Genomic DNA, 12,908 nt, shown 5'->3' with positions numbered 1-12,908 from the left:
GGTGGGACGTGCAGCGCGGGCCGGCCGCGCGATCCGGTCGCCGTTCTGGGGCGCAGCGCTGATGACCCTGCTGTTGGCGCTCTACATCGTGCTCGTCGGGCAGCGGGCCGTGGCGTTCATCGGCACCGGCATCCCGATCGGGATCGGCATCGGCATCGCCCTGTTCGTCGTCGCGGCGATCGGGGCGCTGCTGCTCGTGCTCGAGTTCCGCTTCGGCATCCGGATCACCCGGCTCGGCTCCCGGCTCGAGGCCGAGGGTGGTGCACCGGAGGACGTCGTGCCCGTGCGTCCGTCCGGCCGTCCGACGCGCGAGGCCGCCGACGAGCTCTTCCCGCAGTACAAGGCCGCCGTCGAGCAGGACCCGGCGGACTGGCGTGCCTGGTACCGGCTCGGGGTCGTCTACGACGCAGCCGGGGACCGCAAGCGTGCTCGTGCCGCGATGCGGACGGCCCTGTCGCGGTCGAGCGCCTGAGACCTGGTCAGAGGACCGCGTCGACCGCGTCCACCGCACGCGTGTACCGGAACGCGTAGCCGGACTCGAGCAGTTTCGTCGGCACCATCCGCTGACTCGACAGCAGCATCTCGTCGGCGGCGTCCTGGAGCGCCAGGCGCAGTGCGAACTCCGGGATCCGGAACAGGTACGGCCGGTGCAGGTCCTCGGCGACGCGCTTCGTGATGCGGTCGGCGACGACGGCTTCCGGACCGGCGAGGTTCACCGGCCCGCTGACGCCGGACGCCGACGGGCTCGTCGCCAGGTGCACGATCGCACCGACCTCGTCCTCGAGCGCGATCCACGGCCAGTGCTGCCCGCCGGTGCCGAGGCGCCCGCCGAGCCCCGCCCGGGTGAGCGGGATGAGGGGTGCGAGCGCGCCGCCGCCCTCGCCGATCACGATGCCCGTGCGCAGGGTCACCACACGGACGCCGTCCGGGGCAGCGTTCGCCGCGGATTCCCACGCGGTGCAGACGTCGGCGAGGAACCCGGTGCCGGGCGCCGCGTCGTCCTGCAGGACGTCCGCCGGGCGGTCGCCGTACACGCCGGACGCCGATCCGGACAGGAACAGCGCCGGGGGAGTGCTGGCGTGCCGCATGGCCTCGACCAGGGTGTCGGTCGCGTCGATGCGGGAGCGCCGGATCTCCTCGCGGTACTTCGCGGTCCAGGGCAGCTTGCCGATGTTCGCCCCCGCCAGGTTGATCACCACGTCGGCACCGTCGACGATGGCCGGGTCGAGCGGCCGGCGACCCGGGGCCCATCGGAACTCGGTGGCCGTGTGCGGCTCGCGTCGGACGAGCGTGGTCACGTGGTGGCCCGCCTCGCGCAACGCGCGGACGAGCGGGGTGCCGATGAAACCGGACGCGCCGGCGATCAGGATCGAGAGCGGCTGTTCCGCCTTGTCTGCCATGCGTGCCACGCTACTCACCCGACGTAGGCTTCTGTGTGTGAGCGACAGCGAGACCCTGCAGCCCGACCCCACCGTGCCGACCCCGTACGAGGACCTGCTCCGCCGGGTCCTCACCGAGGGTACGCCGAAGGGTGACCGCACCGGCACCGGGACCCGCAGCCTGTTCGGCGCGCAGCTCCGCTACGACCTGTCGAAGGGCTTCCCGCTCGTGTCCACGAAGCGCGTGCACTTCAAGTCGATCGCGTACGAGCTGCTCTGGTTCCTGCGCGGCGACGGCAACGCCACCTGGCTGCAGGAGCACGGTGTCCGGATCTGGAACGAGTGGGCGGACGAGGACGGCGACCTCGGCCCCGTCTACGGCGTGCAGTGGCGCTCGTGGCCGACCCCGTCCGGCGAGCACGTCGACCAGATCGCCCAGGTCATCGACCAGATCCGCACGAACCCGGACAGCCGCCGGCTCATCGTCTCGGCGTGGAACGTCGCCGACATCCCGGACATGGCGCTCGCCCCGTGTCACGCGTTCTTCCAGTTCTACGTCAACGACGGCAAGCTCTCGTGCCAGCTCTACCAACGCAGCGCCGACATGTTCCTCGGTGTCCCGTTCAACATCGCGTCGTACGCCCTGCTGACCCACATGATCGCCGCGCAGACCGGACTCGAGGTCGGCGACTTCGTCTGGACCGGCGGCGACTGCCACGTCTACGACAACCACGTCGAGCAGGTCGAGGAGCAGCTGTCCCGCACGGCGTACGCCCTGCCGACGCTCGAGCTCGCGCCGCGCGACTCGATCGACGACTACGAGTACGAGGACTTCACCGTCGTCGGCTACCACCACCACCCGGCGATCAAGGCCGCGGTCGCCGTCTGATGATCGGCATGGTCTGGGCCCGGTCGACCGACGGGGTCATCGGGGCCGACGGCGGCATGCCCTGGCACGTGCCCGAGGACCTCGCGCACTTCAAGCAGGTCACCGGCGACGGCACGGTGCTCATGGGCCGTCGCACCTGGGAGTCCCTGCCCGAGCGCTTCCGCCCGTTGCCCGGTCGGCGCAACGTGGTGCTCACCCGTGACGCGTCCTGGACCGCCGAAGGGGCCGAGATGGTGCACGACCTCGCGACCGCGCTCGACGGTGCCGACGGTGCCGAGCGCCCCGTCTGGGTCATCGGCGGCGGCCAGGTCTACGCCGCAGCGCTGGACCGTGCCGACCGGGTGTCCGAGACCGTCATCGACGTCGACGTGCCCGGCGACACCGTCGCACCGACGCTCGGCGCGGCGGCCGGCTGGACGCTCACCGACGAGGGCCCGTGGCAGGTGTCCCGCACGGGGACCCGCTACCGCTTCCTCGAGTGGCGCCGCAGCGCGTCCTGAACGACAGCGGCTCGCGGTGCCCCGTGCTCGCGGGCGTCGCGCCTGTGCTCGCGCCCGCTCGCGGGCGTCGCGCCCCAGTGAGTCGGGGCGCGACGGCCGTGGCGGGGCGCGACGCGGGCCGGGACCCGGGCGTGAGCGGCGGGACGGACGTGATCCGGGCCTCCCGTCCGCGCCGCAGGCAGGCGACCGTCCACCCGGACGGCGGCCATCGCGCGCATCCCCGGTACGCTGGTGCCCGTGTCCCCGCGTGAGAATCCCTTCGGTCAGGTCCTCGTCGCCCTCGTGACCCCGTTCACGGCCGACGGCGAGGTCGACTGGCCCGGCGTCGAGCAGCACATCGACGACTGCATCACCGCCGGCGCCGACGGCATCGTCGTCACCGGCACCACGGGCGAGACCAGCACGCTGACCGACCCCGAGAAGCTCCGTCTGGTCGAGGTCGGCAAGTCCGTCGCCGCGGGCCGCGCGAAGATCATCACGGGTGGCGGGTCGAACGAGACCGCGCACGCGATCCACCTGTACAAGCAGAGCGAGAAGGCCGGCGCGGACGGCGTGATGATCGTCACGCCGTACTACAACAAGCCGACCCAGTCGGGCGTGCTCACCCACTTCCGGATGATCGCCGACGCCACCGACCTGCCGGTGATCCTGTACGACATCCCGGGGCGCACCGGCATCCCGATCACGTACGAGACGATCGTGCGGGCGTCGCACCACCCGAACATCCTCGCCGTGAAGGACGCCAAGGGCGACTTCGCCGAGGTGTCCCGCGTGCTCAACAACACCGACCTCATGTACTTCTCCGGCGACGACACCAACGTGCTCCCGCACCTGTCGATCGGCGCGACGGGCCTGATCGGCGTCACCGCGAACATCACGAGCACGCCGTACCGCACCATCATCGACGCCGTGAACCGCGGCGACCTGGCGACCGCCACCGCCGAGCACAAGCGCGTCGAGCCACTCGTCCGCGCCGTGATGACCCACGTGCCCGGCACCGTCGCGGCGAAGTACATCCTGCACGGGCTCGGCCGCATCGGCAGCCCGCGCGTCCGTCTGCCGCTCGTCGGCCCCGAGGACTCCGAGGCGTACGCCATCGAGACCTCGCTCGAAGCCGTGCGCGACGTGCCCGGCGCCGACTTCTCGAACTTCCGCCCCGACCGCAACGCTGCGGCCGGCGGCGCTCTGCCAAAGGTGCCAGGCACCACCCGCTAGCGAACACCGCGGCGCGCTCCTCGCGCGTCGCCTGAATCCGTAGGACCGAATGCCCACACAAGTCTCCACACCGCAGCCGCTCGAACCCGGCACCCTCCGCGTCATCCCCATCGGGGGACTCGGCGAGATCGGTCGCAACATGACCGTCTACGAGTACGAGGGCAAGCTGCTCATCGTCGACGCCGGCGTGCTCTTCCCCGAGGAGCACCAGCCCGGGGTCGACCTGATCCTGCCGGACTTCGCGCCGATCCGTGACCGTCTCGACGACGTCCTCGGTGTCGTGCTCACGCACGGCCACGAGGACCACATCGGTGCCGTCCCGTACCTGCTGAAGCTCCGCGACGACATCCCGCTGATCGGCTCCACGCTGACCCTCGCGCTCGTCGAGGCCAAGCTCAAGGAACACCGGATCAAGCCGTACACGCTCGTCGTGGCCGAGGACCAGACCGAGCAGCTCGGCCCGTTCCACCTCGAGTTCGTGGCCGTGAACCACTCCATCCCGGACGCCCTCGCCGTCTCGATCACGACCCCCGCCGGTCGTGTCCTGCACACGGGCGACTTCAAGATGGACCAGCTCCCGCTGGACGACCGCATCACCGACCTCCGTGCGTTCGCGCGTCTGGGGGAGCAGGGCGTCGACCTGTTCCTGCCGGACTCGACGAACGCCGATGTGCCGGGCTTCACCGCGCCCGAGCGCGACATCGGCCCGGTGCTCGAGAACATCATCACGCGCGCCTGCAAGAAGGTCGTCGTTGCGAGCTTCTCGTCGCACGTGCACCGTGTGCAGCAGGTCCTCGACGCCGCCGCGGCCGCGAACCGCAAGGTCGCGTTCATGGGGCGCTCGATGATCCGCAACATGACCATCGCCGCCGACCTCGGCTACCTCCGCGTGCCCGAGAACGTCCTCATCGACACCAAGAAGGCGAAGAACGTCCCCGACGACCAGATCGTCTACATGTCGACGGGGTCGCAGGGTGAGCCGATGGCCGTGCTCGCGCGCATGGCGAACCTCGAGCACCAGATCGAGATCGGCGAGGGCGACACCGTCATCCTCGCCTCGTCGCTGATCCCGGGCAACGAGAACGCCGTGTACCGCGTCATCGACGGGCTGACGAAGCTCGGCGCGAAGGTCGTGCACAAGGGCAACGCCAAGGTGCACGTCTCCGGACACGCGTCGGCCGGCGAACTGCTCTACTGCTACAACATCCTGCGTCCGCGCAACGTCCTGCCCGTGCACGGCGAGCACCGCCACCTGTACGCGAACGCCGACCTGGCGATCCAGACGGGTGTGCCGCCGCGCAACGTGATCCTCGGGCAGGACGGCATCGTCGTCGACCTGAAGGACGGCGTCGCGACGGTCGCCGGGCAGCTCGACATCGGCTACGTGTACGTCGACGGCTCGACCGTGGGCGAGATCACCGACGCCGACCTCAAGGACCGCCGCGTGCTGTCCGAAGAGGGCTTCATCTCGGTCTTCGCCGCGGTGGACTTCACCACCGGCCAGTGCGTCATCGGCCCGGAGATCCAGTCGCGCGGCTTCGCCGAGGACGACTCCGTGTTCGACGACGTCCGTCCGCAGATCGCCAAGGCGATCGCCGAGGCGGCCGCCAACGGCACGCGCGACTCGCACGCGTTCGCGCAGGTCGTCCGCCGCACGGTCGGCCGCTGGGTCAACACCAAGCACCGCCGTCGTCCGATGATCGTCCCGGTGGTCATCGAGGCGTAGCGCGTCAGTCGCGTTCATCGCGGTCGACCGGGAGGCCCGTCCAGCGTCCGTCACGGATGCTGCGGCGGGCCTCCCTTGGTTTGTCCTGGGAGGGGATTAGGGTTCTGCCCATGGCCGGAGGCACCAAGTCGACCACGCGCTCGCGCGCGTCCACGTCGTCCCGTGGGAACGGGACGCGCGGTTCGTCGCGCACCCAGGCCACGACGAAGAAGCTGCCGCAGGCGGCACCGACCCCGGTGTTCCGCGAGCAGAACCCGCTCGTGACGTTCTGGCTCGCGATGGCGCACGGCGTCGGCGCGGTGTTCCGACTGCTCGGCAAGGAGTCCCTCGAGAAGGACCAGCGGCGTGACGGGTTCCCGTTCCTGCTGTTCGTGCTGGCCATCGCCGGTGCGGTCGTCGAGTGGCTCAACCCGACGAACGGCGTGTCGGTCGCACTCGACGCGTACACGTTCGGCGGGCTGTTCGGCCGGCTGGCGTTCGCCCTGCCGGTGATCATGATCGTCTTCGCCGGATGGCTGTTCCGGCACCCGGCCTCGGTGCACGACAACACCCGGATCGGCATCGGCCTCGGGATCCTGCTCGTCGCGATCGCCTCGCTCTGCCACGTCTTCGGCGGGCAGCCGAGCGCAGCGGACGGCATGCCCGCCCTGGCTGCGGCCGGCGGTGTGCTCGGCTGGGTCGTGATCGGCTGGCTCGTCACGATCGCGACCGCGTGGGTCGCGGTCCCGGTGGCGATCGTGCTGCTCGTGCTCTCCCTCTTCATCATCACCAAGACGCCGCCGAACAAGGTCGGCCGTCGGCTGCACGAACTGTACGCGTACCTGTTCGGCGCCCCTGCCCCGGCCGCCGAACCCGAGGTCGAAGCGGCAGCAGCGGCGCCCGCCACCCGCACAAAGACGGCCAAGCGCGGCAAGAAGGGCGACACCGACTTCCAGCTGTTCGACGACCTCGGCTTCGGCGAGGAGCAGGCTGCTGTCGACGGTGACGCCGGCGGCGACGTGCCGTGGTGGCGGCGGAACAAGTCCGGGCGCGAAGAGGACCCGGCGTACGACAGTCCCGTCCTGCCCCCGGCCACAGGTGTCGCGCCGACGGCCCCGCCCGCCGCGGCGGCTGCACCCGCTGGCCCGGTGGTCAACCCCAACGTGGGCGCTGCTGCCGGTCTCGTGGACCTGACACCGGCCGAACCCGCCTCGGTCAACCTCAACGACTCCGTCGAACAGGACCTGCAGGTCGCCGAGCAGGCCCTGCGGGACTTCGGCACCGATGTCCCCGCGCGTCCGGAGCCGACCGCGGCGATCCGCCCCTCGGTGCCCGAGGTGGTCGCGGCCCCCCTCGTCGAGGACCCCGTCGTCGACGAGCCCGAGGAACTCTCCGCTGCGGCGACCGACGACGACCCCTCGAAGCCGTACCGCCTGCCGGCCGCCACCACCCTGAGTTCCGGCACCCCCTCGGTCGCCCGCAGCCAGGCGAACGACGACATCGTCGCCGCCATCACCGGTGTCCTGACGGAGTTCAAGGTCGACGCGAAGGTCACCGGGTTCTCCCGCGGCCCGACGGTCACCCGCTACGAGATCGAGCTCGGCCCGGGCGTCAAGGTCGAGCGCGTCACGGCACTGTCGAAGAACCTGTCCTACGCGGTGGCGTCCAACGAGGTCCGGATCCTCTCGCCGATCCCGGGCAAGAGCGCCATCGGCGTCGAGATCCCGAACTCCGACCGCGAGATCGTGTCCCTCGGCGACGTGCTGCGGTCGAACGCGGCGCGCAAGTCGAAGCACCCGATGACGATCGGCGTCGGCAAGGACGTCGAGGGCGGCTTCGTCGTCGCGAACCTGGCGAAGATGCCGCACCTGCTCGTCGCCGGTTCGACCGGTTCCGGCAAGTCGGTCTTCATCAACTCGATGATCACGTCGCTGCTCATGCGGGCGAAGCCGTCCGAGGTCCGCATGGTCCTCGTCGACCCGAAGCGCGTCGAGCTCTCGATCTACGCGGGTGTCCCGCACCTCATCACGCCCATCATCACGAACCCGAAGAAGGCAGCCGAAGCGCTGCAGTGGGTCGTGAAGGAGATGGACATGCGGTACGACGACCTGGCGTCGTTCGGGTTCCGCCACGTCGACGACTTCAACAAGGCGATCGAGAACAACGAGATCGTCCTGCCCGCGGGCAGCGAGCGCAAGCTCAAGCCGTACCCGTACCTGCTCGTCGTCGTCGACGAGCTCGCGGACCTCATGCTCGTCGCCCCGCGCGACGTCGAGGAGTCGATCGTCCGCATCACCCAGCTCGCCCGTGCCGCCGGTATCCACCTCGTGCTCGCGACGCAGCGCCCGTCGGTGGACGTCATCACCGGCCTGATCAAGGCGAACGTGCCGTCTCGCATCGCCTTCGCGGTGACGAGCGTGACGGACTCCCGCGTCATCCTCGACCAGCCCGGCGCGGACAAGCTCATCGGCCAGGGCGACGCGCTGTTCCTGCCGATGGGGTCGTCGAAGTCCCTGCGCGTGCAGGGAGCGTGGGTGCAGGAGGGCGAGGTCGCCGAGGTCGTCCAGCACGTCACCCGCCAGGCCCAGCCCGAGTACCGGCAGGACGTCCAGGCCGTGGTCGAGCGCAAGGAGATCGACGCCGACATCGGCGACGACCTCGAACTGCTGCTCGCGGCGGTCGAACAGGTCGTCTCGACGCAGTTCGGCTCGACCTCGATGCTGCAGCGCAAGCTCCGGGTCGGCTTCGCCAAGGCCGGTCGCCTGATGGACCTGATGGAGTCCCGCGACATCGTCGGGCCGTCCGAGGGCTCGAAGGCCCGCGACGTGCTCGTCACCACCGACCAGCTGCCCGCGGTGCTCGCGAAGCTCCGCGGCGAGGAACCACCGGCTGCTCCGGCGCCCGTGGCCCCCGTGCCCGGCCCGAGTGACGACGGCGACCGCTACGGCGCCGACCCCGTGGGCGACATGACCCGCGGGTACGATGAAGTGCACGACGAGCCCGATGAGGACGCGTGGGGACTGACGGGCAGGGAGTGAAGGCGATGACCGCCTCGGACGGCACGGACACGACACACGGCGCGAAGTTCCCCTGGCGCGGGCGACTGCTCCGCAAGGGTCCCGGCCCCGCATCGACGGCGAACGTCGCGAACATCATCACCGTGGTGCGCATCCTCATGGCGCCGCTGTTCTTCGTGCTGCTCCTCGCCGACGCCGGCGACGACGGCCCGTTGCGCATCTGGGCGGCCATCGTGTTCGTCGTCGCGATCGTGACCGACAGCGCCGACGGCATCATCGCCCGGCGGCAGAACCTGGTGACCGACTTCGGCAAGCTCGTCGACCCGATCGCCGACAAGGTCCTGATCGGCGGCGCGCTCGTCGCCCTGTCGATCCTGGCCGAGCTGCCCTGGTACGTGACCGTGCTCATCATGGTGCGCGAGATCGGCATCACGGTGTTCCGATTCGCGGTGCTGTCGGACCGGGTGATCCCGGCCAGTCGCGGTGGCAAGATCAAGACCGTGCTGCAGGCCGTCGCCCTGACGTCGGCTCTCTTCCCGTGGTGGGAGCTCGTCGGTGACTGGGCGCACTGGGTGAACGTGGTGCTGATGAGCGCCGCCTTCCTGGCGACCGTGCTCAGCGGCATCGACTACCTGTACCAGGCGTGGAAGCACAACCGGACCACCGCGTGACGCAGGCCGACGACGCGACCGGCGCCGTGCCTCCCGGCCCTGTCGACACGGTCGACGCGATCGCGCAGGACCTGGTCGCCGACCTGACGCGTCGCGGTGCGACCGTCGCCGTGGCGGAGTCGCTCACCGGCGGGTTGGTGGTGTCGACGCTCGTCGGTGTTCCGGGGGCGAGCGCCGTGGTGCGCGGGGGAGTCGTGGCCTACGCGACGCCCGTCAAGCACACCGTGCTCGGGGTGTCGTCGGCGTTGCTGGCCGCCAACGGGGCCGTCGATCCCGAGGTCGCGCGGCAGATGGCGGTCGGTGTCCGCACCGCGCTGTCCGTCGACGGTGAGCCGGCGACGTGGGGGATCAGCACGACCGGCGTGGCCGGGCCCGATCCGCAGGACGGCAAGCCGGTCGGTACCGTCTTCATCGGGATCGCATCGGCGGACGGCGCCACCGCCTGGGAACTGCACCTCGACGGGGCCCGCCAGGCAATCCGGACGGCCACCGTCTCCGAACTCCTGACACGGATGTCGTCCGTGGTCCGGGGCCGGGAATAGGTCTCGTTTCCACTGGGTTACATCTCACGCAATCTCCAGCAGGACGGCAGCCAGCCTGGTTAGCATGCTCGAACCGGCAACGCTACTGTTGCTGAACCCGAACTCGATCCTCCGGATCGGGCGGGCGCGGAGACGACAGAGAGGAGGAGTTCTCATGGTTCTCGTTCGTCAGGAAATCGGCGATGTGCTTCGGGACTTCCGCTTGCAGAAGGGCCGGACCCTCCGTCAGGTCGCGTCCAAGGCCAGTGTGGCTCTCGGGTACCTCAGTGAGGTCGAGCGTGGTCAGAAAGAGGCCAGCTCGGAGATCCTCGCGTCCGTCGCGGACGCGCTGGACACCCCCATCTCCACGATCATGCGCGAGGTGGGCGACCGCCTCGCGATCGTCGAGGGACTCACTCCCGTCCCCGACACGCTCCCGGACGACCTCGTCGCCGAGTTCGACAACGACCTCGCAGTGCGCTGAGCGCCTCGCACTGAACGCCCCCGCCGGAACCTCCCGGCGGGGGCGTTCTGCGTTCGGAGACGCTTTAGGCTTGTCGGATGCGGGTGAGTGAATTCTGGCGTGCCGTCGACCAGGTGTTCGGCGAGGCCTACGGGTCCGTGGTCAGCCGTGACGTCGTGCTCGAGGACCTCGGTGGCCGCTCGGCCGTGGACGCCCTCGCCGCCGGCATCGACGCCCGTCGGGTGTGGGATGCCCTCTGCGACTCGCAGGACGTCCCGCTCGACCGGCGGCACGGCAAGGGCTTGGCCGAGCCGCAGAACTGAGACGGCAGCGCTCCGTCGCGCCACCGCCGCCGCCCGAAACTGTGTTCGGCGTGTTGCTCGAACGGGTGTTCGATCGGTGGTACGTTCCTCCACAGCGGCGTCGCCCGGGTGTTCCATCCACAGATCGCGTGACCGTCGGCAGTGATGTCGGTGGCCAGCCATAGGTTGATGGACATCGGGAACAGCCCGAAGCCTTGTCGCAGAACCATCGGCCTTGCACCACCGGCCGGCGTGGACGCGACAGCCTACAGGCGGCCGAACACGAGCACGAAGGAGCACCCCATGCCATCACCGGCAGACCGCGAAAAGGCCCTCGAGACCGCACTCGCACAGATCGACAGGCAGTTCGGCAAGGGTGCGATCATGCGCCTCGGTTCGGACGAACGCGCACCCGTCAACGTCATCCAGACCGGGTCGGTGGCGCTCGACGTCGCGCTCGGCATCGGGGGACTGCCCCGCGGCCGCATCGTCGAGATCTACGGCCCGGAGTCCTCGGGTAAGACGACCCTCACCATCCACGCCATCGCCAACGCCCAGCGTGCCGGTGGCATCGCGGCCTTCATCGACGCCGAGCACGCGCTCGACCCGGAGTACGCCAAGAAGCTCGGTGTCGACATCGACGCCCTGCTCGTGTCGCAGCCGGACACCGCCGAGCAGGCGCTCGAGATCGCGGACATGCTCGTCCGCTCGGGCTCGATCGACCTCATCGTGATCGACTCGGTCGCAGCACTGGTGCCGCGCGCCGAGATCGAGGGCGAGATGGGTGACTCCCACGTCGGTCTGCAGGCCCGCCTCATGTCCCAGGCGCTGCGCAAGCTCGCCGGTGGGCTGAACCAGACGCAGACCACGATGATCTTCATCAACCAGCTGCGCGAGAAGATCGGTGTGTTCTTCGGTTCCCCGGAGACCACCTCGGGCGGTAAGGCACTGAAGTTCTACGCGTCCGTCCGCCTCGACATCCGTCGCATCGAGACGCTCAAGAGCGGCACCGACGCGGTGGGCAACCGCACGCGTGTCAAGGTCGTCAAGAACAAGATGGCGCCGCCCTTCAAGCAGGCCGAGTTCGACATCCTGTACGGCGTCGGCATCTCGCGCGAAGGCTCGCTGCTCGACTTCGGTGTCGACCACGGCATCGTCAAGAAGTCGGGTGCCTGGTACACCTACGACGGCGACCAGCTCGGGCAGGGCAAGGAGAACTCGCGTTCCTTCCTGATCCAGAACCCCGACACCGCGGCCGAGATCGAGGGCAAGATCCTCGCCAAGCTCGGCGTCGGTGGCGCCAAGGCGGAAGAGGCCCCGGTCGAGTCGATCGCGCCGAAGCTCGCGGAGCGCAAGGGCGCGTGAGCACCGACCACGACGACGACGGCCTCGCACCGGTGACCGACCTGTTCGGTGCGAGGTCCCGTCGTCGGGCCCCGGCAGCTGCGGAGCCCACCCCCGAGCCCGAGCCGACGGTGCCCAGCGTTCCGGAGCCCGTGCTCGAGGACGATGCGGACACGCCCGTCCCGCTGCCCATCCGCGGGCCACGCGCACAGGCCGACTGGGTCTCGCCGGTCATCGGCGACGGTTCCGGTCGGAGCACGCGGGCCGAGCAGGACGGCTACGACGACGGGGCAGACGCCACGACGGCGTCGGTCTTCTCGATCGCCGGTGGCGAAGAACTCGACCCTGCGGACGCTCCGCGTCCCCTGGACGAGCAGCGCGCCGACGCCGAGCGGCTCAGCATGCGGGCGCTCGGCCGCAAGGGCGTGAGCGAGTCCGAGATGCGGACACTGCTCGCCCAGCAGGACCTCGACCCCGACGTGGTCGAGCACGAGATCGAACGACTCACCCGTGTCGGGCTGCTCGACGACGTCGCCCTCGCCACCGACCTGGTGGACCGCTTGCACGCCCGCAAGGGTCTGGGGCGGCAGGGCGTGGTCACCGAGCTGCGTCGTCGTGGCATCGACCAGATCGCGATCGACACTGCGCTCGACGAGGCCGCCGACGACGAGGACGACGAGTTCATCCGCGCCCAGGAGCTCGCCGACAAGCGTGCGCCGCAGATGCGCGGGCTCGACCGTGCGACCGCCGAGCGTCGGCTGTCGGGGTTCCTGATGCGCAAGGGCTACGGCTCGGGCGTGGTGCGGATCGCCGTCCAGCGGGCCCTCGACGGCGGCGGACGTCGGCCTCCGACGGGCCGCGGGACCGTGCGCTTCGAGTAGTCGCTCCGACCTACACTGGGA

Annotated in this window: 13 protein-coding genes; 12 read left to right on the top strand and 1 reads right to left on the bottom strand. The window is 70.1% G+C overall.

Annotated features, from left to right (window positions below; all coding sequences use genetic code 11):
* Window position 1: 1 nt before the first annotated feature.
* Entirely contained in the window at window positions 2-472 is a 471-nt protein-coding gene (locus tag ABH929_RS12150; RefSeq protein WP_404561427.1) for a tetratricopeptide repeat protein, read from the top strand.
* 7 nt (window positions 473-479) lie between these two features.
* On the opposite strand, the gene ABH929_RS12145 is transcribed toward ABH929_RS12150, so the two are convergent.
* Window positions 480-1,400 (bottom strand): TIGR01777 family oxidoreductase, encoded by a 921-nt coding sequence (locus ABH929_RS12145; RefSeq protein ID WP_404561426.1) that lies wholly within the window; start codon window positions 1,398-1,400, stop codon window positions 480-482.
* 37 nt (window positions 1,401-1,437) lie between these two features.
* On the opposite strand from ABH929_RS12145, the gene ABH929_RS12140 reads away from it, so the two are divergent.
* The 11 genes from ABH929_RS12140 to ABH929_RS12090 all read left to right on the top strand — a co-directional run bounded on the left by ABH929_RS12140 (window position 1,438) and on the right by ABH929_RS12090 (window position 12,887).
* The gene (locus tag ABH929_RS12140) at window positions 1,438-2,268 is read left to right on the top strand and encodes a thymidylate synthase (protein ID WP_404561425.1); all 831 of its coding nucleotides are present in this window, start codon (window positions 1,438-1,440) and stop codon (window positions 2,266-2,268) included.
* Window positions 2,268-2,768, top strand: coding sequence for a dihydrofolate reductase (locus ABH929_RS12135; RefSeq protein ID WP_404561424.1), 501 nt, complete (start codon window positions 2,268-2,270; stop codon window positions 2,766-2,768). The genes ABH929_RS12140 and ABH929_RS12135 overlap by 1 nt, the downstream gene beginning before the upstream one ends.
* Before the next feature lie 237 nt (window positions 2,769-3,005).
* Window positions 3,006-3,983, top strand: a complete 978-nt coding sequence (gene dapA, locus ABH929_RS12130; protein WP_111084638.1) for a 4-hydroxy-tetrahydrodipicolinate synthase — start codon at window positions 3,006-3,008, stop codon at window positions 3,981-3,983.
* Window positions 3,984-4,032: 49 nt separating this feature from the next.
* Window positions 4,033-5,709, top strand: coding sequence for a ribonuclease J (locus tag ABH929_RS12125; protein WP_404561423.1), 1,677 nt, complete (start codon window positions 4,033-4,035; stop codon window positions 5,707-5,709).
* Window positions 5,710-5,819: 110 nt separating this feature from the next.
* Window positions 5,820-8,726, top strand: a complete 2,907-nt coding sequence (locus tag ABH929_RS12120) for a DNA translocase FtsK (protein WP_404561422.1) — start codon at window positions 5,820-5,822, stop codon at window positions 8,724-8,726.
* 5 nt (window positions 8,727-8,731) lie between these two features.
* Entirely contained in the window at window positions 8,732-9,376 is a 645-nt protein-coding gene (gene pgsA / locus ABH929_RS12115; protein ID WP_263090408.1) for a CDP-diacylglycerol--glycerol-3-phosphate 3-phosphatidyltransferase, read from the top strand.
* Window positions 9,373-9,918: a CinA family protein gene (locus tag ABH929_RS12110; protein WP_404561421.1), complete on the top strand. Its 546-nt coding sequence runs from the start codon at window positions 9,373-9,375 to the stop codon at window positions 9,916-9,918. The genes pgsA and ABH929_RS12110 overlap by 4 nt, the downstream gene beginning before the upstream one ends.
* Window positions 9,919-10,072: 154 nt before the next feature.
* Window positions 10,073-10,381: a helix-turn-helix domain-containing protein gene (locus ABH929_RS12105; RefSeq protein WP_027464765.1), complete on the top strand. Its 309-nt coding sequence runs from the start codon at window positions 10,073-10,075 to the stop codon at window positions 10,379-10,381.
* A 77-nt stretch (window positions 10,382-10,458) separates the two neighbouring features.
* Window positions 10,459-10,683, top strand: coding sequence for a DUF3046 domain-containing protein (locus tag ABH929_RS12100; RefSeq protein ID WP_111084594.1), 225 nt, complete (start codon window positions 10,459-10,461; stop codon window positions 10,681-10,683).
* A gap of 282 nt (window positions 10,684-10,965) precedes the next feature.
* On the top strand, window positions 10,966-12,027 hold the full coding sequence (recA, locus tag ABH929_RS12095; RefSeq protein WP_111084595.1) for a recombinase RecA: 1,062 nt from the start codon (window positions 10,966-10,968) through the stop codon (window positions 12,025-12,027).
* Complete coding sequence (locus ABH929_RS12090) at window positions 12,024-12,887, top strand: regulatory protein RecX (protein ID WP_404561420.1); 864 nt, start codon at window positions 12,024-12,026, stop codon at window positions 12,885-12,887. The genes recA and ABH929_RS12090 overlap by 4 nt, the downstream gene beginning before the upstream one ends.
* The last annotated feature ends 21 nt before the right edge of the window (window positions 12,888-12,908 follow it).

Origin of the sequence: Curtobacterium sp. AB7 (genome assembly GCF_044909335.1) — a bacterium.
GTDB lineage: Bacteria > Actinomycetota > Actinomycetes > Actinomycetales > Microbacteriaceae > Curtobacterium.
The sequence above is the reverse complement of the archived record's forward strand: the minus strand, read 5'-3'. Positions and strand labels throughout refer to the sequence as shown.

Coding starts and splice junctions, on each gene's coding strand:
- ABH929_RS12145 (WP_404561426.1), bottom strand. CDS start 1,400: ATGGCAGACAAGGCGGAACAGCCGCTCTCGATCCTGATCGCCGGCGCG.
- ABH929_RS12125 (WP_404561423.1), top strand. CDS start 4,033: ATGCCCACACAAGTCTCCACACCGCAGCCGCTCGAACCCGGCACCCTC.
- pgsA (WP_263090408.1), top strand. CDS start 8,732: ATGACCGCCTCGGACGGCACGGACACGACACACGGCGCGAAGTTCCCC.
- ABH929_RS12100 (WP_111084594.1), top strand. CDS start 10,459: ATGCGGGTGAGTGAATTCTGGCGTGCCGTCGACCAGGTGTTCGGCGAG.
- recA (WP_111084595.1), top strand. CDS start 10,966: ATGCCATCACCGGCAGACCGCGAAAAGGCCCTCGAGACCGCACTCGCA.
- ABH929_RS12135 (WP_404561424.1), top strand. CDS start 2,268: ATGATCGGCATGGTCTGGGCCCGGTCGACCGACGGGGTCATCGGGGCC.
- ABH929_RS12105 (WP_027464765.1), top strand. CDS start 10,073: ATGGTTCTCGTTCGTCAGGAAATCGGCGATGTGCTTCGGGACTTCCGC.
- ABH929_RS12120 (WP_404561422.1), top strand. CDS start 5,820: ATGGCCGGAGGCACCAAGTCGACCACGCGCTCGCGCGCGTCCACGTCG.